The organism is Streptomyces sodiiphilus (assembly GCF_039529215.1).
In the GTDB taxonomy this organism is placed as follows: domain Bacteria; phylum Actinomycetota; class Actinomycetes; order Streptomycetales; family Streptomycetaceae; genus Streptomyces; species Streptomyces sodiiphilus.
The window spans coordinates 1-20902 of record NZ_BAAAMJ010000058.1 but is presented as its reverse complement, the minus strand read 5'-3'; the positions used below and the strand labels follow the sequence as shown (position 1 = coordinate 20902).

13 protein-coding genes are annotated in these 20902 nt (G+C 70.0%); all 13 read left to right on the top strand.

Features of this window, described 5'->3' with window-relative positions:
* Positions 1-2 precede the first annotated feature (2 nt).
* Entirely contained in the window at positions 3-761 is a 759-nt protein-coding gene (gene fabG, locus ABD299_RS21275; RefSeq protein WP_344265109.1) for a 3-oxoacyl-[acyl-carrier-protein] reductase, read from the top strand.
* The gene (locus tag ABD299_RS21270; protein ID WP_344265106.1) at positions 758-1471 is read left to right on the top strand and encodes a 2-hydroxychromene-2-carboxylate isomerase; all 714 of its coding nucleotides are present in this window, start codon (positions 758-760) and stop codon (positions 1469-1471) included. The genes fabG and ABD299_RS21270 overlap by 4 nt, the downstream gene beginning before the upstream one ends.
* 78 nt (positions 1472-1549) lie before the next feature.
* Positions 1550-2878 carry a 3-deoxy-7-phosphoheptulonate synthase gene (locus ABD299_RS21265; protein WP_344265103.1) on the top strand — a complete coding sequence of 443 codons (1329 nt, stop codon included), beginning with the start codon at positions 1550-1552 and terminating at the stop codon, positions 2876-2878.
* Between the two features lie 196 nt (positions 2879-3074).
* Positions 3075-3800 carry a DUF4097 family beta strand repeat-containing protein gene (locus ABD299_RS21260; RefSeq protein WP_344265101.1) on the top strand — a complete coding sequence of 242 codons (726 nt, stop codon included), beginning with the start codon at positions 3075-3077 and terminating at the stop codon, positions 3798-3800.
* Between the two features lie 225 nt (positions 3801-4025).
* Positions 4026-4952 (top strand): 3-oxoacyl-[acyl-carrier-protein] synthase III C-terminal domain-containing protein, encoded by a 927-nt coding sequence (locus ABD299_RS21255; protein ID WP_344265099.1) that lies wholly within the window; start codon positions 4026-4028, stop codon positions 4950-4952.
* A gap of 11 nt (positions 4953-4963) precedes the next feature.
* Complete coding sequence (locus tag ABD299_RS21250) at positions 4964-6364, top strand: preATP grasp domain-containing protein (RefSeq protein ID WP_344265096.1); 1401 nt, start codon at positions 4964-4966, stop codon at positions 6362-6364.
* Positions 6364-7659 carry a type III PLP-dependent enzyme gene (locus tag ABD299_RS21245; RefSeq protein WP_344265191.1) on the top strand — a complete coding sequence of 432 codons (1296 nt, stop codon included), beginning with the start codon at positions 6364-6366 and terminating at the stop codon, positions 7657-7659. The genes ABD299_RS21250 and ABD299_RS21245 overlap by 1 nt, the downstream gene beginning before the upstream one ends.
* Before the next feature lie 56 nt (positions 7660-7715).
* On the top strand, positions 7716-7976 hold the full coding sequence (locus ABD299_RS21240) for an acyl carrier protein (RefSeq protein ID WP_344265094.1): 261 nt from the start codon (positions 7716-7718) through the stop codon (positions 7974-7976).
* On the top strand, positions 7973-8854 hold the full coding sequence (locus tag ABD299_RS21235) for a hypothetical protein (RefSeq protein ID WP_344265092.1): 882 nt from the start codon (positions 7973-7975) through the stop codon (positions 8852-8854). The genes ABD299_RS21240 and ABD299_RS21235 overlap by 4 nt, the downstream gene beginning before the upstream one ends.
* A complete protein-coding gene (locus ABD299_RS21230) occupies positions 8851-9597 on the top strand; it encodes a hypothetical protein (RefSeq protein ID WP_344265090.1) in 747 nt (248 codons plus the stop codon). Before ABD299_RS21235 ends, ABD299_RS21230 begins: the two co-directional genes overlap by 4 nt.
* Positions 9598-9599: 2 nt before the next feature.
* Positions 9600-10775 carry an acyl-CoA dehydrogenase family protein gene (locus tag ABD299_RS21225; RefSeq protein WP_344265088.1) on the top strand — a complete coding sequence of 392 codons (1176 nt, stop codon included), beginning with the start codon at positions 9600-9602 and terminating at the stop codon, positions 10773-10775.
* Positions 10776-10866: 91 nt separating this feature from the next.
* Positions 10867-11889 (top strand): 2,3-diaminopropionate biosynthesis protein SbnA, encoded by a 1023-nt coding sequence (sbnA, locus tag ABD299_RS21220; protein WP_344265086.1) that lies wholly within the window; start codon positions 10867-10869, stop codon positions 11887-11889.
* Positions 11889-20902, top strand: a 9014-nt coding sequence (locus ABD299_RS21215; RefSeq protein WP_344265083.1) for an amino acid adenylation domain-containing protein, incomplete at its 3' end; no start/stop codon positions are given. The genes sbnA and ABD299_RS21215, both read left to right, overlap by 1 nt.

Sequence of the window (20902 nt, the reverse complement as noted above, 5' to 3'; positions counted from 1 at the left end):
GCATGTCCGAGTACTCCGAGAGCGGTACCCGACCGGTCGCGCTGGTGACCGGTGGCTCACGCGGCATCGGCCGCAGCGTGGTGGCGCGGCTGGCCGCCGACGGTTACGACGTGGCCTTCTGCTACCAGTCGAACGGCGGGGCCGCGCGCTCGGCGGCCGAGGAGGCCGAGGGCGCGGGGGCCCGTGTGCTGGTCCGCCGGGTCGACGTAGCGCGCCAGGCGGAGGCCCAGTCCTTCGTTCAGGAGGCCGAGAGAGAGCTGGGGCCGGTGCACGCCGTGGTCTCCTCGGCGGGCATCGTCCGGGACAACCCGCTGATTCTGCTGGACGAGAAGTCCTGGCAGGACGTGCTGAGGGTCAACCTGGACGGTACGTACAACATCTGCCGCGCCGCTGTGTTCGCCATGATGAAGCGGCGAGCGGGCACACTTGTGACGATGTCCTCGGTGACCGGCGTCTACGGCAACGCGGCACAGACCAACTACGCGGCCTCCAAGGCCGGGATCATCGGTTTCTCCAGAGCTCTCGCCAAGGAGACCGCTCCGCGCGGGATCCGGGTCAACGCGGTGGCACCCGGTTTCATCGAGACCGACATGACCGCGGGCCTGGCAGACCGGGCGGGTGACGACCCGGCCGCGCGAATTCCGCTGGGCCGGCTCGGCCGGCCGGAGGAGGTGGCCGACCTGGTGTCCTTCCTGGTCTCCGACCGGGCCTCGTACATCACCGGGCAGGTCCTGGGCATCGACGGCGGGCTGGTGCTGTGACGGCCTCCGCGAAGCCCGCGCGGTTCTACTTCTCGCTCCGCAGCCCGTACTCGTGGCTTGCCCACCGTGACCTGACGCAGCGTGAGCCCAAGCTGGCGGCGGCGCTCGAATGGCGGCCGTTCTTCGAGCCCGACAGAATCAGTTCCCGACTACTGGCAGAACTCGGCGGGACCTTCCCGTACACACCGATGTCCCGTGCGAAACACCTCTACATCCTTCAGGACATCGGCCGGATCTCCGCCCAGCGGGGCCTGCGGGTGACCTGGCCGGTGGACCGCGACCCGGTATGGGAGGTCCCGCACCTCGCATACCTGGTGGCCCGGCGCAAGGGCCGCGGGGGGGAGTTCGTGGCCGAGGCGTACCGGGCCCGGTGGGAGGAGGGACACGACATCTGTGACCGCGCCGTCGTCGGTGAGATCGCCACCCGGATCGGCTTGGAGGCTCGGGAGCTCGCGGCGGCCTGTGACGACCCGGTGATGCGCAGGGAAGGCGCCGGGTGCCTGATGGAGGTGTGCGAGGACGGAGTCTTCGGAGTGCCGTTCTTCGTCCAGGGCCGACGGCGCTTCTGGGGCCTGGACCGGCTTCCCGACTTTGTCGCGCACATGAGCGGATCGGGGGTTCCGCTGCGGTCGGTTCCCGGCCTGCCGGCCTCTGCCGTCGGTCTGGGATCACGAGCCGTGGACGACGGCCACGCGGGTGGGTGCGGTTGACCGCGGTCAACCGGCAGGCCCTCCCGGGCGAACCGGAGTGGGCGCCACCGATGGCAGAAGAGGGGGAACTGACGGGCCATGAGCGGATTACCCGAAGAGGACTGGCGCGCGCTTCGCGCCCGGCAGCAGCCGGACCGGGAGGGTCCGGACGAACTGGAGACCGTGCTGGCATGGCTGGAGGAAGCCCCCCAGCTCGTCTACACCGCCGAGTGCGATCGGCTCAAGGACCGCCTCGCCGCCGTGGCCCGTGGGGAAGCGGTGATACTCCACGGAGGTGACGGCGCGGAGACGTTCGCGCGGGCGGATGCCGATGCGGTCCGGGGCAACCTGAAGACGCTCCTGCAGATGGCTGTGGTCCTCACCTACGCCGCTTCCGTCCCCGTCATCAAGGTGGGAAGGACGGCCGGGCAGTACGCGGGGCCGCGGACACCGAGCGGACAGCGCGGCGGCCGGCCCCTTTCCTCCTGCCGCGGCGGCGCCGTCGACGTCCCGGCGTTCACGGCGCGGGCGCGGCGCCGCGAACCCTGGCGGATGCGCCGAATGTACGAGTGCTCGGCGATGACCTTGAATCTCCTGCGAGCCTTCACGACCGGTGGCTTCGCGGATCTTCGTCAGCTTCACGACTGGAACAGGGGATTCGTCGCGTCCTCCGCTGCCGGACGCCGGTACGAGGAGTTGGTTGACGAGATCGGCCGTGGCCTGGCCTTCATGCGAGCCTGCGGCGTGACGGGTCACGAACTGGCCGCCGCGGAGTTCTTCGTCGGGCACGAGGGTCTGCTCCTCGACTACGAGGCGGCCTTGACCCGCACCGACCCGGAGAGCGGTCGTACCTATGCCACCAGCGGACATCTGCTGTGGATCGGTGACGGCGCCCGCGATCCGGGAGGCGCACATGTGGAGTTCCTGTCCCGGGTGAGTAATCCTCTCGCTGTCGCGCTGGGGCCGTCGGCCACTCCCGCCACCGCCGTCAGGCTCGTGGACAGGCTCGATCCGCAACGCGAGCCGGGCCGGCTGACCTTCGTGGTGCGTGCGGGTGCCGACCGGATCAGGGACCTGCTGCCCGGTCTCGTGGAGACGGTGCGGTCGGAGGGGGCCCAGGTGTGCTGGGTCAGCGATCCCATGCACGGCAACACTTTCACGGCGGCCACCGGCCACCGGACGCTCACGTTCGAGACCGCACTCGATGAGGTCCGGGGCTTCATGCAGGTTCACCGGTCGCTGGGCACCCATCCCGGCGGGATTCACGCCGAGCTCACCGGTGAGGACGTGACGGAGTGCGTCGGGGGCGGTAACGGCGTTCTGCCCGAGGACCTGCCACGGCGGTACGTGACTGCCCGCGCCCCCCGTTTCAACCACGCCCAGTCCCTGGAACTCGCCTTCCTGCTGGCCGAGATGTACTGCGAGTGAACCGCACGCACCGGAAACGGCCCGCGGAGATATCCCGGATAGGGGGGCTTCCCCCATGTTCGCTCCGGGGGACCTGGGATAGCTTCGGGATGTCACCGCGTGTGACGGGTCTGCCACAGGTGGGCCGGAGGTCGGCACAGCACGACACGGTGATGAACAGCCGTGCCAGAAGTCTCTCTCACAGGTGGAGGAACACATGCGCAAGCAGCTGCGCAAGCTTGGGGCGATCGCGGTGGCCGGGACGGTCGGAGGGCTCAGCGCCTGCGGGATCGTGCCCTCGGAGACTGTCGAGGACAGCGCCGTGCTGACGGAGGAGATCACTTCCGTGCGGGTGGACAACGGTGCGGGCGCGGTGACGGTGCGTGGCAGTGAAGGGGCCACCGATGTGTCCGTTCACCGCAAGGTCGAGTACCGGGGTGACGAGCCCGGTTCCACCTTCGAGGTCCAGGAGGGAGTCCTGGTCCTCGGCGGCTGCCCCCGCAACTGCTGGGTGAACTACACAGTGGACCTGCCCGCGGGCATTCCGGTCAGCGGTCAGGTCTCCAGCGGCACGGTGACACTGTCCCTCGTCGGTGACGTGGACGTCTCCACGAGGTCGGGACGTATCGAACTCGACTCCGTGGCCGGTACCGTCAAGGTGAAGACCTCCAGTGGCCGGATCGAGGGCAGGGGTCTGTCCGGCACCAGTGTCGAGGCGGAGAGTTCCAACGGCGACATCGAGCTCGTCGCCGCCGCGCCGCAGGACGTTCTGGCCAAGACGTCCAACGGTTCCATCACGCTGTCCGTACCTGAGGGCAGCTACCGGGTGGAGGCCGGCACTCGCAACGGTTCCGAGGACATCGCGGTCACCGACGACCCGGCCGGCGAGCACCGGCTCGACCTGTCCACCTCGAACGGGGACATCACGGTGTACCTGGCCTGACGGCGAAGAGGCGCGGCCTCCGCCCCGCCCGGCAGCCCGTGCCCCTGCTGCTCGCCTCCTCGACCGAGCCACCTGGGACGTGCGCCGGCCCGGGCATTCGCGCGGGGTGTCGTTGTGCCCCCGGGCCGGGGACACCCGCCCCGCGATCAGCCGGATGTCAGTCCTCTGTCAGCCTGCTCGGCGAGTCTGGAACGACTTCGACCGCACGCAAGGAGGCCCGCCGCCATGACCTCGCTGGAAGCGGTGTCGACCTACCTTCCTCCGACGGTTCCCGTTACCGACTTGCGGGAGTCCCTCGGGCTCAGCGACCAGCAAGTACGGCGCTTCACCAGGCTTTACGGCCTGAACGGAATCTGCCAGGCGCCGGGGGAGTCCGAGACGGACCTCCTGCTCGCCGCAGCCGGGAAGCTCGCGATCCTTGCGGGACAGGAGCACCGGGTGCGATACCTGATCCGTGCCAAAGGGCTGCGCACCACCGCTCCCTACCCGGTCAGTCCGCTCCTGCAGGTGCGCGAGAAGCTCGGGCTGCGTCATGCGCAGCCCTTGGCGGTGGCCGACCACGGCTGCGCGACCGGGCTGCTCGCCATCGACGTGGCCGGGACCCTGCTCGCCGCCGACGGCGACCCGGAAGCGCTGGCTCTGGTCGTGGCCGGCGACAAGACCTTCACTCGCTTCTCCCAGTGGGTGGAGGATGTCTCGATCATGGGCGAGGGGGTGGTGGCAGTCCTCGTCGGTTCCGGCGCGAGGGACCGGGTCCTCGGCTACGAGGCCCTCATCATCGGGCGTGAGGACGGGGTCATCGACCTGGACGCGGACGGCGCGCGCGAGGCGAAGCGGATCTATCAGGACGCCATCGCAGAGGTGATCGCGAAGGCGCTGGACGCCGCTGGAACAACGGTTGACGGCCTGCGGCTGGTTCTTCCCCACAATGTGAACCGGGTGTCCTGGACGGTGGCCGCCAAGAACCTGGGAATCCCGCGTGAGCGTGTCTTCCTGGACAACATCGAGCGGACCGGCCACTGCTTCTGCGCCGATCCGTTCATCAACTACCGCTCGGCGTGCGATCTCGGCCTGCTCAAGCCGGGTGACAGGTATCTGATGACGTCGGCGGGGCTGGGCCAGTCCTTCGCCGCCATGGTTCTCGAGCACTGAGGAGGCGGCCGATGCCCACCCGGACGAGCAGTGGGCCCGGAAACACCCCGGGCTTCAACGAGCGGCTGACCACGGCCCTGACCGGTGCGCCGGACACCCCACTGGTGTTTCTGGGCAACTTCGAGGTAGAGGAGCAGTGGGCGCGGGGCGAGCACACCCTGCCCCGGCTCACGGCGAGGACGGCCGGCGCGGTGGTCAACCACATGGACGAGTTCGCGCTGCTTCTCGCCGTGGGCAAGGACCATGTGATTCTCAAGAGCCGACCTGACAGCGAGTACCTGGAGTATCTCGCCGGGCTGGGTCTGGACCTTCCGCGGATCCTGGTGCCGGCCGTTCAGGATCCGCAGCACACCGTCACTCAGGACGCGCTGGATGATCCTGCCCTGCTGAGTGTGCTCCGCGGCCTGGCGTCGGAGGGGAACAGGATGGCTGTCCACGGGGTTTCCGGGCCCGAGGAGGACCTCGCCGCGGTTTCCGGCCTGCCGGTTGCCGGGCCTGGCCACACGGTCTGCAAGGCAGTGAACAGCAAGGTGTACAGCCGCAAGGTCGCCGGTGAACTCGGCCTGCGCCAGCCGCGGGGCTGGTCGTGCGAGTCGCTGGACGAGCTGGCCGCGGCGTTCGAGGCGGCCGGCGACCTGGTGGACCGCGGAGGCCGGGCCGTCGTCAAGGAGGCCTTCGGCGTCTCGGGCAAGGGCATCAGCGAGCTGGGCAGTGAACGCCGCCGCAAACGGATACTCGACCTGATCGGCCGGCAGGCCCGGCGCGGCGGGGGCGGCCGGCTCGCGTTCGTGGTCGAGGAGTGGGTCGACAAGAAGACTGAGCTGAATTACCAGTTCACCATCTCCAGGGACGGCACTGTCCACTTCGACGGCGTGAAGGAGCAGCTCACCGAGCGCGGGGTGCACCGGGGCCACAGAATGAGCCCCTCGCTCGCCCCGGGGCTGACCGGTGAGCTGACCGCTGCCGCCGGACTCCTCGGCGAGCGGCTGGCCGCGGACGGGTACTTCGGTGTCGTCGGTGTCGACGCCATGGTGGATCCCGACGGAGGGCTCTACCCGGTTACCGAGATCAACGCGCGCAACAACATGTCCACCTACCAGCTACGGCTCCAGGAACGTCTCATCGCTCCCGGGCGGCATGCCATGGCACGTCACTACCCGCTGCGGCTGAGCACTCCGCTCTCCTTTGCCGAGACCAGGAAGCTGCTGCGGGGGCTGCTGCTGGAGCACCCCGGTGGCACCGGGGTGCTGGTGAACAATTTCGCCACGGTGAACGCCGGGTTCCCCAACGAGGGCCGGCCCGTCGACGGGCGGCTCTACGCGGTCCTCATCGGCGGTTCGGCCGGAGAACTCAGCGCTCTCGACACCGAGACCACCGCCCGGCTGGGGGCGCGGAAGGATGAGAGTCAGTGATCACCGACGAACGGATCCAGGGAATACCCGCCACCGCACTCGCACGTGAGTTCGGCAGCCCGCTCTACATCTATGACGGAGACGTCCTCGCGGCGCGCATGCGTGAACTCCGCACACTCCTGCACTCCCGTCTGGAGGTCTTCTTCTCTCTGAAGGCCAACCCCAACATCTCCGTGTGCGCGCTGCTGCACGCTCACGGTGCCCGTGCGGAGGTCTCCTCCTTGACTGAACTGCGTACCGCACTGCGGGCCGGGATCGCACCGGACGACATCATCTTCCTCGGCCCTGGCAAGAGCCGCGCGGAGCTGGCCGCCTGTCTCGACGAGGGCATCGCGGCCCTGGTGTGCGAATCCTTCGGCGAGCTCGCACTCATCGACGAACTCGCCGCGGAACGCGGCACCCGGGCCCCGGTCGCCATAAGGGTCAATCCGGCGTTCTCGGTGAAGGGCTCCGGGCTCACCATGGGAGGCAAGCCCCGCCAGTTCGGCATCGACGAGGTGCAGTTGCTGGCCGAGCCGGACCTCGCCCGCAGGTATGCCCACGTGCGGCTGATGGGCCTCCAGGTGTACATGGGGACCCGGATACTCGGCGAGGACACCATCGTGGAGAACACCCGACGGATCTTCGAACTCGCCGAACGGCTCTCCGCCGTGACCGGATGCGGGCTGGAGATGGTGGACATCGGCGGTGGACTGGGAGTGGCCTACTTCGACGGCGAGCAGGATCTGGACCTCCGGTCACTGACCATCCGCCTGAACCCGCTTGTGGACGAGTTCGCCGGACGGCATCCGGACGCCCGGCTGATCATGGAACTCGGCCGTTACCTGGTCGCGACGGCCGGCACTTACGTCGTCCAGGTGCGTTATGTCAAGGAGTCCTTGGGGGAACGCTTCGCCGTCACCGACGGCGGTACGCATCACCACATGGCAGCGGTCGGCATCGGGTCCTTCGTCAAGAGGAACTTTCCGGTCCGCCTGCTCAGCGGGGACGCGGACCCGTCCGGCATCGAGGAGTGGAACGTCACCGGACCCCTGTGCACCCCCAATGACACCCTCGCCAGGAAGGTGCGGCTGCCGGCACTGCGCCGGGGTGACCTGATCGGAGTGCTCCGGTCCGGTGCATACGGCCCCACCGCATCCCCGGTGCACTTCCTCAGCCACGGTTATCCGGCCGAAGTCCTGGTCATCGACGGCCGTGCCCACCTGGTCCGTGAGGCGGACCGGCCGGAGGACCTGCTGAGCCGCCAGCGCCTGGTGCCCTCCGGGGCGCTGTCCCCGCTGACTCCTGCTCCCTGATCCCGGCCCTGACGGGACCGGCCCGAAACGGAAGGACTGCTTGCACCATGGCTCCGATGACTGGAACCGACCGCACGCGGATCGTCAGCGTGATCTCCGCGGCCCTGGGCGAGGTCCTCGACTCCGCGCGCGGTGAACTCTCCGAGGACGCCAGGCTCTTCGACGAGCTCGGTCTCGACTCCACCGGCGTCTTCGAGCTGCTGATGAGGCTGGAGGAGGCCCTGGACATCGAGTTCGACACCGACACGCTTGAGATGAGCCACTTCGCCAGCCTTGGCTCCCTGGCCGACTTCGTGACCGAGGAGATGAGCGGTTGAGCGTGTACGCCGACCCCGCACGGGCCCGCGCAGACGGGACGGACCGTGCTGTCTTCCCGCTCGGACTCTCCGTCCTCATCCACCGCAGGTTTCCGCAGGGCACACACCGGATCGACGACGCCTTCTCCCTGAATCACTTCGCCGACCTGACCGCCCTCCACGGAAGCACGCACCGGCCCGAACTGGCACGGACGGGAAACACCTTCGCCCGCATGGCGCGTGATCTGCTCGCTGATCTCCCCACCGCACAGCCGCAACTGGCTGTTGTCGCCCACACGACGCCGGACCTCGACTGCAGGCTGGCCGCGGTGACGGCGCTGGCCGAGCTGATCCCCCGACAACCACAGGTCTTCGCGATCTCCGACTGCGGCACCGCCGCCCTCTTCACGGCCCTCCGTATCGCTGCTGATTACACCCGGCGGTACGACTACCGCAGTGTGGCGGTGTTCGTCCTGGACCAGGCCACCCTGCCCTACGAGACCGGCTCACCCCTCTCCGGAGACGCAGGATCCGCACTGCTGTTCACCGACCACAACGCCGCCGACCGAGTCCGTCTGTACCGCCTCCCGGCAGTTGCCCGCCCCCGGGTTCCCACCGCCGTCCGCTGTCTGCTCGACGAGGCAGGGTGCGGACAGGGAGCCGACGGCGGCCGGCCGCTCCCGCTGATCACCGGCCCCGGCATCGACCCAGGAGCTCATCTGCCGGGGTACACCGGCAGGATCATGCGCGCGGTTCCCGGATACCCCGCCGGCGGCACGCTGGCCGCTCTCGCTGCTGCGGCGGAACTGCGCGGCGGCGACGGCCGGGTGGCGGTACTCGACCGTGAGCCCGTGACCGGCGACCTCGGACTCTGCCTGATCGAGCGGAGCGACCGGTGAACGTACTGGCGGGTGGGGGCGCCCCCCAGGCACCGGCGCCCGGCACCTCGCAGTCGTCAGGGCCGGGTCCGGCCGCCCTCCACGGACTCCGCCGGACCGCCCGCGCCGGAGGGCTGCGGCCGGCGCTGGCAGAACTCGCCCGTACCCTGTTGCCGGGGCTGCTTCCGTGCGGACCCAGCGGGCACGCCGTGGTCGCCGGAGATCCTGTGGACCCGGCACCACTGCTCTGGGTGGGAGGGCGGATCGCTCCTCGCCACCCGGCCCGCGAGACCGTCATACGCGTGTGCGACCTGCCCGGGGGCCCGGTGACCCTGCTGGACACCGCTGCGGCGGTCTCCCCGGCGGAAGGGGAGACCGGAGCGGCCGGGTGCGACCGGACCACGTTCACCTTGGCACTGCTGTGGGTGCGCCTGGGCCTCGCCGAACGGCTGCGCTCACAGTGCCTGGAGTATCTCGGAAACCGCCGCAGCGGCGACACCGTGCTGCTCCAGCAGCAACTGGTCAAGGGCACTCTCGCCGACGTCCTCGCCGAGCATCTGGAGATCGGCGCCGTACTGGAGGACACCTCGCCGGAGTCCGTGTCCCCGGCGCTGCTGTACCAGTTGCACACCCAGCTCACCATGGCCGAACGCCAGCAGGTCCGGCTCCTGGGAGCCGGCGGCTTCCTCTCCGGCGGTCCCGGCGAGACCGCCTACCTCTCGGAGCTGCTGGCCGAGGTCCACGCCGTACCGGGGGAGGAGTGAGAGTGCCCGCACCGGAAGACGCCCGGCTGGCCGCGCTGCGCGGGCGGGTCCGCGAGTGGGGCGCCGACCTGCGCCCGCTGGCCCTGGAGATCGACCGCGACCCGGAAGCCATCCGGCACCACCTGGATCTGCCCGCCGTCCGCTTTCTGGCGACCATGGGCATCCCCGCGGAGTTCGGCCACGTACCGGAACAGATCGACGGGCATCGCTTTCGCGGCGTCACGGCACTGGAACGCACCGTCGTCATGGAGGAACTCGCCTGTGCCGATGTCGGCGCCCTGGTGGCCTCACCCGGGCCGCTCCTGGCCGGCGTCGCGGTCGGACTGCTGGGCGACGACCGGCAGAAGGAGTGGTTCTACGGCCGTCTTCTCGCCGAGCCGCTGTGGACGTGCTTCGCCCTGACCGAACCGGACCGTGGCTCGGACGCAGGCGGACTGGACAGTTCCCTGACCCCCAGGCCCGGCGGCGCGCTGCTGAACGGTGAGAAGCGCTACGTGGGGAACGCCGCCCGCGCCCGGCTCGCCGTCGTCTTCGCCCGCAGCAGACCCGGCCCGCTGGGCATCACCGCAGTACTCCTCGACACGGACACACCGGGCTTCCATGCCGAGCCCTTGGGCATGCTCGGCCTGCGCGGTGCCCGGATCAGCTCCATCGTCATGGACGATGTGGACATCCCCCACGAGAACTTCCTGGGCCGGCACCTTCCTGCGACCCGCCGCGGAGTGTGGGCCTTCGTCCAGACGTTCAACGCTCTGCGCCCAGGTGTGGCAGCGATCGCGGTCGGTATCGCCCGGGCGGCCTGGGAGTACGTCGGTGACCACCGCAGGACACTGCGGGCCGGCGAGCGGCACCGCTTGGATTCGATGGGGAGGCGCATCGACGCCGCACGCCATCTGGTGCGCCGGGCCGCCGCCGCGGTGGACGCCCGTGGCAGCGACGGTCACACCGCCTCCGCGGCGAAGCTGCGCGCCGCCCGGCTGGCAGAGGAAGTGACCCTCGGGGCCTGTGAGTTCTTCGGTCCCGGTGCCCGGCTCGCGCACCCCGTCCTCGACAAACTGGCCCGCGACGCCCGGGCCATGGAGTTCCTCGAGGGGACCGGCAACATGCAGCGGCTCAACCTGTTCCAAGGGCTTCTGGGAGGCAAGATCGACCGCGCCGGAGCCGATCTCTCCGCCTGAGCCCGGTGACACCCCGTCAGTCACGAGTCAGTCAGGCGTCAGCGCACCGCAGGAACATGAAGGCATCCGCTCGCAGACTCGGAGTAGACGCATGCCAGTTATCACGACTCCGCAGGAATTCGATGTGGACGATCTCTTCATCGACCTGCGGTCGATCGTCGGACGTCCGCTGTACCTGAAATGCGAGGGGTTCAACTTCGCCGGTTCCATCAAGCTGCGTGCCGCGAGCGAGATGGTCGCGGCCGCGGAGCGCGCCGGCGAGTTGCGGCCCGGGATGACGATCGTGGAGAGCTCGTCGGGCAATCTCGGCGTCGCACTCAGCCTGGTTGCCGCCAGCCGTGGCTATCACTTCCTGTGCGTCACGGACTCGCGGTGCACGGCCGGTTCCCGCGCCATGATGCAGAGCCTGGGCGCCGAGGTGCAGATCGTCTCCGACCCCCATCCCCAGCGTGGGCTTCTGGGAGCCAGGCTGGACCGGGTAGCCCGGCTGTGCCTCGACCACCAGGATTACTACTGGCTCAACCAGTACGCCAACTCCGGGAACTGGTCGGCCCACTACCAGACGACCGGGCCTCAGATCGCCAAGGCGTTCCCCGACCTCGACGTGCTGTTCGTCGGGGCCGGCACGACCGGAACTCTCATGGGCTGTGCACGGTATTTCCGGGAGAACAATCCCTCGGTCACCATCGTCGGCGTCGACGCGGTCGGATCGGTCAACTTCGGCGGTGAGGCCGGAACCCGGATGATCCCCGGGCTGGGCACCAGCATCCGTCCGATGATTCTCGACCGTTCCTTCATCGACGACACCGTCACGGTGCCGGAGATCGACACCGTCCGCGCCTGCCGCACCCTGTTGCGGGAGGGGTTCCTGCTGGGCGGCTCGACAGGGACCGTGCTCAGCGGGGCGAGCCGGTGGCTCCGGGCGAACTGTCCCACCGGTGACCTCACGGCCGTTGCCATCGCACCTGACCTGGGCGAACGCTACCTCAACACCCTCTACCACGACGACTGGGTCAGGGACGTCTACGGACCCGAAGCACTCAACGGGAACGCGTTCCCGGCCACCGCCGACAACCCGGTCACGGCCGGGACGACTTCCACGTGGAGCCTGTGATGACCTCAGCCCAGGGTGACGTGCTGCCGCTCCTCGCGGGCCAGCTGGAGATCTGGCTCGACGCACGCAGGTCCCCGGCCGCGAACGCGTACAACTCCGCCGGCTACCTCGACATCCGCGGCGCTCTCGACCACGGACGCTTCAGGACTGCCCTCGGCCGACTGGCCGAGGAGGCCGAGTGCCTGCGGGTCCGCTTCCACGAGCGGGAGGGCGAACCCGGGCAGAGTCTGGAGCCGCTGCCCCGGCTCCCTCTCGCCGAGCACGACCTGAGCGGCGCCACGGACCCGCAGGCCGGTGCGCTCGCCTGGATGAACTCCGACCTGGCCCGTCCCTACGACCTCACGGGCTTCCCGCTCTTCCGCTCCGCGCTGCTCAGGCTCGGCACCGATCGGACGTTCTTCTACCTGTGTGTCCACCACCTGCTGTGCGACGGGTTCAGCCAGACAGTGATCTGGCGCCGCCTCGGCGAGCTGTACACCGACCCCTCCACCGACGGGGGGACGACCCTGCCTCCCCTGGCGGACCTGGTGACCGCCGAGCAGGGCTACGCCGGTTCCGGCCGTGCCCACAAGGACGCCGCGTTCTGGCAGCGCCGCTTCCCGGAGCCGCTCCAGCCGGTCACCCTGTCCCGCCGCGAAGCCTCCGCCGTACTGCCCGACGGGTTCCTCCGCAGAACGCGCGCCCTCTCCGCCACCGCGTCGGAGAACGTCCGGGCCAGCGCCCGGGAAGCGGACGTCACCTGGCCGACGGTCTGCATGGCGGCCGCGGCGCTGTACACCCAGCGCATGACGGGGGCCGACGACGCGCTGCTCACGCTGCCGGCCACCGCCCGTGTGAGCGCGCACGAGCGATCGATCCCCGGCATGGTCGCCAACTACCTGCCGCTGCGCCTTCCGGTCCGTCCCACACTGACGAAACGGGAACTGCTGCGGACCACATCCCGCGAGCTCGTCCAGGTGCTCCGGCACCAGCGCCGCCGGGTCAGTGCCATCCGCCGTGACATGGGGCTGCGCAGCGACGACCGCAGACCGCTCGGCCCCTACCTCAACATGCTCCCCCAGCAGAAGGAGCTGTCCCTGGGCCCGTGCACGGCCCGGATCAACAACCTCTCCACCGGGCTCGTCGAGGACTTGATGATCACGGTCGTCGAAACGCCCGCCGACGGCATCGAGATCCACCTCAACGGAAACCCCGGCCGCTACACGGGGGACGAGCTCACCGCGCACCTCGACCGCCTTGTCGCCTTCACCGAACGGTTCGCCGCGGCCGGCGCCGCCCGGCGTGTCGGCGGTCTTGGTACCGGACCGGCAGACCGTGCCGCCTGGGTGCGGGCCGCCGCGGGACCGGCGCGAGCCTCCGCGTTCGACTGCGTCGTCTCCCGCATCCGGGACCTCGCAACCGAGCGGCCTCATGCCACCGCCGTCACCGAGGACGGGACCCGCACCACCTACGCCTCCCTGGTGGGCCGAGCCAGCGCACTCAGACGCGAACTGCGCGATGCCTCCCTGGTCGGCGTGCTCGCCACCCCCGGAGCGGGCTTCATCGCCGCGGTGCTCGGTGTCCTGTCAGCGGGTGCCGCCTACATCCCCCTCGATCCGCGGGCCCCCCTCGTCCGGAACGCCGCACTGCTCGCCGACCACGGCATCCGCTGTCTGATCACGGACGCAGCGCACCGGGAGACCGCTGCCGCCACCGTTGCCGCAGCGGGAGGTCCGCAAGCGAGAATCGTGATGACCGGCGCCTCGGAAGACCCGCCGGAAGACCTGGCCCCCCTGGCCGGGACCCCTCAGGACCTCGGCTATGTCATCTTCACCTCCGGGTCCACGGGCAAGCCGAAGGGGGCCATGGTCCACCGGGCCGGAATGATCAACCATCTGCTGGCCAAGACCGACGACCTGGAACTGAGCGAGCGTGACATCGTCGTCCAGAACGCCCCGGTGACCTTCGACATCTCCGTGTGGCAGATGCTCGCCCCCCTCACGGCGGGCGGCCAGGTCCGGGTCGTCGGGCACGACACAGCCGCGGATCCGGACCTGCTCTTCGCCTTGGCCGCCCGGGAGGAGGTCACCGTTCTCGAAGTGGTCCCGTCCCTGCTGCGCGCCGCTCTGGACGCCTGGGACATCACCGGTGCCGGCGTGGACCTGCCGTCCCTGCGGTACCTCATGGTCACCGGCGAAGCGCTTTCCGCGGAGCTCTGCCACCGCTGGCACACCCGCTGTCCGTCGATTCCGCTGATCAACGCCTACGGTCCCACCGAGTGCTCCGACGACGTCACCCACGCCCACATCCGGCCGGGAACCACCCGGTCCGGCGCGCCCGTGCCGATCGGGGGCCCTGTCCGGAACACCTCCCTGTACGTTCTGGGGGACGACCTGGCCCCTGTGCCCACCGGAGTCGCCGGTGAACTCTATGTGGGCGGCGCCGGCGTGGGACGAGGGTATCTGGGCGACCCGGTGCGGACCGCGGCCTCCTTCGTCGCCGATCCCTTCGGTCCGCCGGGTACCCGGCTCTACCGCACCGGGGACCGTGTCCGGTGGGGCGCCGGCAATCAGCTGGTCTTTCTCGACCGTCGCGATCACCAGGTCAAGGTCCGCGGCCATCGCATCGAACTCAGCGAGATCGAGACGGCCCTGCGAGCCCTGCCCGGCGTCGGGGACGCCGTCGTCCGGCTGATCACCGGTGACGAGGGACACGCACAGCTGGCGGGGTACTGCGTCCCGCGCGACGGAGCGCGGCTGGAGGCCTCACGGCTTCGCGAGGAACTCGCAGCCGTGCTTCCCGAGTACATGCTGCCCGCAACCCTCCGGGTGCTCGATGCCTTCCCACTCACCCCGCACGGCAAAGTGGACCGCAGGGCGCTGCCCGCCCCGGAGCCATCTGCCGCCCAGACACCCAGGGGAACAAGCACCTACCGTTCACGAGCCGAGGAGCTCCTGTCCGGCGTCTTCGCCGAGACCCTCGGTGTCCCCGAGGTCGGCCGGGACGACAACTTCTTCGGGCTGGGCGGGGACAGCATCAGCGCCATTCAGGCCGCCAGCCGTGCACGCAAGCAAGGACTGGCGGTCACTCCGCTGCAGATCCGGAAGCACCGTACGCCCGCCGCGATCTCCGCGGCCGTGACCGAGCAGGGGCTTGCCGGGGCCCGGGCGACCCTACCGCCGGCCCCCCCGGACGACACCGGGGAGATCGAACTCGCCCCGATCGCCCATCAGCTACGGGAGGACCTGCAGACACTCGACGCCCGCACCCGCGAGTACAGCCAGTACCTTGTCCTCACCACCCCGGTGGGACTCGGTCCGGACCGCCTCGACGCGGCTGTCCAGACCGTGCTGGACCATCACGCCGTCCTGCGCTCCCGGCTCACGGTGCCCGCCCCGGGACTGTGGTCCCTCGAGACACTCCCCGCGGGATCGGTGGCCGCCGCCGATGTCGTCCGCCGTGTCGACGTCTCCTCGCTGGCCGGTGATCCGGAACGCCTGGCCGCGGCCGTGGACGAGCAGATCGAGGCAGCCCGGGGCAGGCTCCGGCCCGAGTCCGGAATCGTCACCCAGCTGGTGCTCCTGGACACCGGAGACGACAGCCGCGGACGCCTGGTATGGCTCACGCATCACCTGTGCGTCGACGGTGTCTCCTGGCGCGTGCTCGCCGCCGACATCGCCGCGGCCTGCGCGGGCACCGCCCTGGAGCCGGTCGGCACCTCGTACCGTCAGTGGACCCGGCTCCTGAGTGAACAGGCACGCAGTGCCGAACGCGTCACCGAGTACCCGCTGTGGACAGACCAGCTGGAAGGGCACACCGCCGTTATCGGCGACCGGCCACTGGACCCCCGGCGCGATGTGCACAGCAGAGCCCACCACCTCCGGCTGGAGCTGCCCGCGGACATCACCGCCAAGCTCCTCGCGGGTCCCTACCAGGCCCATGGCAGCGAGATCAACGACCTGCTGCTGACCGCCTTGGCAACGGCTCTCGGTGACTGGCAGCGTGGCCGGGGCCGGGAAGCCGGCACGGTCCTGGTCGAGCTCGAGGGGCATGGGCGCGAGCAGCTCACCGACGGGCTGGACCTCTCCCGCACCGTGGGCTGGTTCACCAGCGTCTTCCCGGTCCGCCTGCCCGCAGGGGAGCCGGACCGCGCCGGTCGGCTGCCCGCCGACGGAGCTGTGCCGTCTGCCCTGGAACGGGTGGGGGAACTGCTGCGCACGCTTCCCGACCGCGGCCTCGGCTTCGGTCTGCTGCGCCATATGAACCCCCAGACCGTCGCCGGACTCGCACGCCACCCGGTACCGGAGGTCGGGTTCAACTACCTCGGCCGCTTTCCCGCACGCACTGCACCGGAGGACTGGTCACTGGAGGCCGAGCGCACCGTCATCGGCACCGGCGTGCACCCGGACATGCCCCTGCGGCATGTCCTGGCAGCCACCCCGGTCACTGAGGACCGGGCCGACGGGCCCCATCTGGTGGCGGACTGGACCTGGGCCCCGGACGTTCTCGCCGACACCGATGCGGAGGCCATCGCCAGAGCCTGGTTCCGGGAACTGGAAGCCCTGGTGGCCCACGCGGAAACGGTCAGGCCCGCAGAGGCCGCCCGGGCCGCCGAAGAGGAGAGTGCCCTCGGGCGAGTGCCGCTGTCGCCGCTGCAGAAAGTGCTGCTCTTCCAGGCCGGCCTCGACAGACACGGCACCGATTCCTACCTGATGCAGGTCATCCTCGACATCGAGGGCCCTTTCGACACGCGGACCCTCCGTGAGGCGGCGCAGGTACTTCTCGCCCGGCACCCGGCACTGCGGGCCGGTTTTCCCGACACCTCGGGAGACGACCCGGTCCAGGAGATCGGCACCGGGCTCACCGTGCCCTGGGTGGAGAGGGACCTCACCGGCCTGCCCGGTGAGAGGGAGCGCGAGGAAGTACTGAAACGGATCACGGATGAGGACTGGGCTCAGGGTTTCGCCCTGGGCGACCCGCCTCTGGTCCGCTTCACCCTGGCGCGGCTCACGGAGAACCATGTACGTGTCCTGTGGACGGTCCACCACTTGGTGGTGGACGGCTGGTCGATGAGCATTCTGGCCCGCGAACTCTTCACTCTGTACGCCAACGGCGCCGGCTCCGATGTCCTGCCGGCTCCCCCTGCTTACCGCGGCTATGCCGACTGGCTCGCCCAGCAGGACGCAGTGACGGCCCGCACGGCATGGCTGGCCGAACTCGATGGCGTGACCGAGCCGACCAGTCTGGCCTCCGGGGAGGGGACCGGGAGTCTGCTGCCGCCCGCCACAGTCGAGCGTGCGTTCACCGAAGAACTCAGCGCGCGGCTCGACAGCTGGTCCAGGGAGCAGGGCCTGACGATGAACACCGTTCTCCAGGGCTGCTGGGCCCTCCTGCTGGGCCAGTTGACGGGCCGCTCCGACGTCGTCTTCGGGGCGGTGAGTTCCGCACGGCCCACCGACGTGCCCGGAATCGACTCGATGGCCGGCCTCTTCCTCAACATGCTCCCGGTGCGCGCCCGCATCGATCCGAAGCTGCCGGCTGCCGGCTTCCTCCGGCTGCTGGACGAGCGCCAGACCGACCTGCTGGAGCACCAGCACATCGACCTGGCGGAAGTGCAGCGGCTCACCGGTCTCCGTGAACTCTTCGACACAGTTTTCAGTTTCCAGAACCAGCCCCGGGCCGACCTCACCGCTCTCAACGCGCTCGTTCCCGAACTGCGCCTGAGCAACGGCGAGACCAGGCTGGCTGCCGAACGCGGCCTGGCCCTGCTGGTTCACCCCGGGCGCCCCGTGACCCTGAAGGCCCAGTACCGGCCCGGTCAGTACTCGCACCGCAGGGTCGAGGAGATTGTCGGCCGGTTCATGCTCCTGGTGCAGGCCGTGCTGTCCCGGCCCGGCGACCCCGTGGGGCGGATCGATGTCCTGAGCGAGGCCGAGCGCCGGCGTGTTCTGGACGACTGGGCCGGCCGGGCCGCCCCCGCCCCCCGGGTGCTCATTCCGGAGGTGTTCGCGGGGAGACTTGACCGGAACCCGGATGCACCCGCCGTGATCCACCAGGACAACATGGTGTCCTACCGGGAACTGGCCGCCCGGGCCAACCGTCTGGCCAGACTGCTCATCGGCCGGGGCGCCGGACCGGAGCGGGTCGTCGCTCTTGCCCTGCCCGACCCGGTGGACATGATCACCGCCGTCCTGGCCGTTCTTCAAGCCGGTGCCGCCTACCTGCCGATCGATCATGCCTATCCCGCCGACCGGCTCTCCGGCATGCTGGACGACAGTACGCCGACCCTGCTCGTCACCACTGGTGGCCTCGTGCCCCGGCTTCCGGCGAGCGGCTGCGAGACACTCCTGCTGGACGATGCCGGCGTCGTCGCTGAGCTCGCCGCGCTGCCGGAGCACGCCCCTGGCGACACCGAACGGCTCAGCCCTCTCAGGCCACAGCACCCGGCGTATGTCATCTATACCTCGGGGTCCACCGGGCGCCCCAAGGGGGTGGTCGTGGACCACTCAGCCTTCGCCGCGATGGTCTTCAGCCTGATCGAGCGGTTCGGGGTGGACAGCGATACCCGCGTGCTGAAGTTCGCCTCGTTCAGTTTTGACGCCTCCGTGTGGGAACTGAGCCTTTCCCTGCTGGGGGGCGGCACGCTCGTTGTCGCTGACGAGGACAGCAGAGTTCCCGGCCGGCCGCTGGTCGAGTTCCTGCACCGTCATCGGGTGAACCTTGCCGGTCTGCCTCCCGTGGTGGCGGCCTCGCTCCCGGAGGGCTCCCGGCTGCCGGCCGACCTCACCATGATCGTCGCCGGTGAGGCGTGCCCGCCGCATGTGGTGGACCGCTGGGCCGGCCAGGTGCGGATGTTCAACGGGTACGGGCCGACCGAAGCCGTACTGGCCTCGACGGTGAGTGACCGGCTGCGGCCCGGCGGCGGTCCGCCGATCGGACGGCCCACGGGGGCACACCGTATCCGGCTCCTCGACCCCCTGCTGCGGCCGGTGCCGGCCGGAACCGCCGGTGAGCTGTATGTGGGAGGCAATCTGGCCCGCGGGTACCAGGACCGGGCAGGTCTCACCGCGGCACGGTTCGTCGCCGATCCGTTCGGCCCCGCGGGCGAACGCATGTACCGCACGGGCGACGTCGCGGTGTGGCGCCCGGACGGCCAACTCGATTACCTCGGCCGCGCGGACGACCAGGTGCAGTTGCGGGGCTTCCGCATCGAACTGGGCGAAGTCGAAACAGTGCTGACGGCCCACCCGACGGTGGGCCAGGCGGTCGCCGCGGTCCGCTCGGACGATGGTGAGGACCGTCTGGTCGCCTACGTGGTGCCGACCGGGAGGGAGACCCCGGATCCCGCGGAGCTGCGGGACCTCCTCGGTTCCCGGCTGCCGGAGTACATGGTGCCCACCGCGATCGCCGTTCTTGAGGAACTTCCTCTGACTCCGCAGGGAAAGCTGGACCGCGACGCCCTTCCGGAACCCGGAGAGCCCGCCGCACGTGCGGGCCGCGCTCCGCGCGACCCGGTCGAGGAGATTCTCTGCGGGCTCTTCGCCGAGGTGCTCGGCCTGCCCCAGGTAGGCATCGACGACGACTTCTTCGAACTGGGCGGCCACTCTCTTCTCGCCACCCGGGTGGTCAGCAGGGCCAGGTCCGCCCTGGCCACCGAACTGCCGATCCGGACTCTTTTCGAGGAACGGACCGTTGCCGCTGTGGCTCGGAAGATCTCCGCGGCGGGGGCTGTNATCCGTGGTTTCCGTATCGAACTCGGCGAGATCGAAGCGGTCCTGCTCAGTGATCCGCGGGTGGGGCGGGCCGTCGCCCTGGCCCGTTCCGATGAGGGCCGGGACACTCTGGTCGCGTATGTGGTGCCCTCCGGCACAGCGGCACCGGAGCCCACCGGTCTCCGCGATCTCGTGGCGGCGCGGCTGCCGGAGTACATGGTGCCTGCCTCGGTGGTGGTGCTGGATGGCATCCCGCTGACACCCAGTGGCAAGACCGACCGGAAGGCTCTGCCGGCCCCGGATTACAGCACCGCTGTGACCTCCCGGGAACCGCGCGACCCCACCGAGGAGATCCTCGCCGGGCTCTTCGCCGGCATTCTCGGCCTGCCCCGCGTCGGCATCGACGACAGCTTCTTCGACCTCGGCGGACACTCCCTCCTGGCTACCAGGCTGGTGAGCCGGACCCACTCGGTGCTGGGCGCCGCGCTGTCGATCCGCGATGTGTTCCGGGCGCCTACCGTCGCCGGGCTGGCCGCCCGGCTGGCCGACGGAGATCACGCATCCCGGCCGGTGTTGGGGAGGGCTGTCCGGCCTGAGCCGTTGCCGTTGTCCTTCGCTCAGCGGCGGTTGTGGTTTCTGAACCGGTTGGGTGGGCCGGAGTCGGCCGCCTACAACATGCCGCTGGGGGTGCGGTTGTCGGGGGAGCTGGATGTGGAGGCGCTGGGGTTGGCGCTGGGTGATGTGGTGGGGCGTCATGAGGCGTTGCGGACGGTGTTCCCGGAGGTGGACGGGGAGCCGTGTCAGCGGGTTCTGGATGCCGGGGTGGCGTGGCCGGGTCTGGTGGTGCGTGAGGTGGAGGAGGGTGAGCTGGCGGCGGTGTGTGCCGCGGAGGCCGGCCGCGGCTTCGACCTCGCGGTGGAGGTCCCCGTCCGGGCGGTGCTCTTCCGGCTCACGCCCGTGGACCACCTCCTGCAGATCGTTGTCCACCACATCGCCTGGGACGGCTGGTCCGCGGCGCCTTTGGTGCGGGATGTGTCGTCGGCGTATGGGGCGCGGTGTTCGGGTGGTGTGCCGGGGTGGGGGGAGTTGCCGGTGCAGTATGCGGATTACTCGTTGTGGCAGCGGGAGTTGCTGGGGGAGGAGGGTGATCCGGGGAGTGTGGTGTCGGGGCAGCTGGAGTACTGGCGTGGGGTGCTGGAGGGGGCGCCGGAGGAGTTGGTGCTGCCGTTCGACCGGCCGCGTCCCGCGGTGATGTCGTATCGGGGCGGGACGGTGTCCTTCGAGGTGGGTGCGGGTGTGCACCGGGGGATTGTGGAGCTGGC

Excerpts from the sequence above, each read along its gene's own strand:
- fabG (WP_344265109.1), top strand. The coding sequence starts at position 3 with ATGTCCGAGTACTCCGAGAGCGGTACCCGACCGGTCGCGCTGGTGACC.
- ABD299_RS21265 (WP_344265103.1), top strand. The coding sequence starts at position 1,550 with ATGAGCGGATTACCCGAAGAGGACTGGCGCGCGCTTCGCGCCCGGCAG.
- ABD299_RS21260 (WP_344265101.1), top strand. The coding sequence starts at position 3,075 with ATGCGCAAGCAGCTGCGCAAGCTTGGGGCGATCGCGGTGGCCGGGACG.
- ABD299_RS21255 (WP_344265099.1), top strand. The coding sequence starts at position 4,026 with ATGACCTCGCTGGAAGCGGTGTCGACCTACCTTCCTCCGACGGTTCCC.
- ABD299_RS21250 (WP_344265096.1), top strand. The coding sequence starts at position 4,964 with ATGCCCACCCGGACGAGCAGTGGGCCCGGAAACACCCCGGGCTTCAAC.
- ABD299_RS21240 (WP_344265094.1), top strand. The coding sequence starts at position 7,716 with ATGACTGGAACCGACCGCACGCGGATCGTCAGCGTGATCTCCGCGGCC.
- sbnA (WP_344265086.1), top strand. The coding sequence starts at position 10,867 with ATGCCAGTTATCACGACTCCGCAGGAATTCGATGTGGACGATCTCTTC.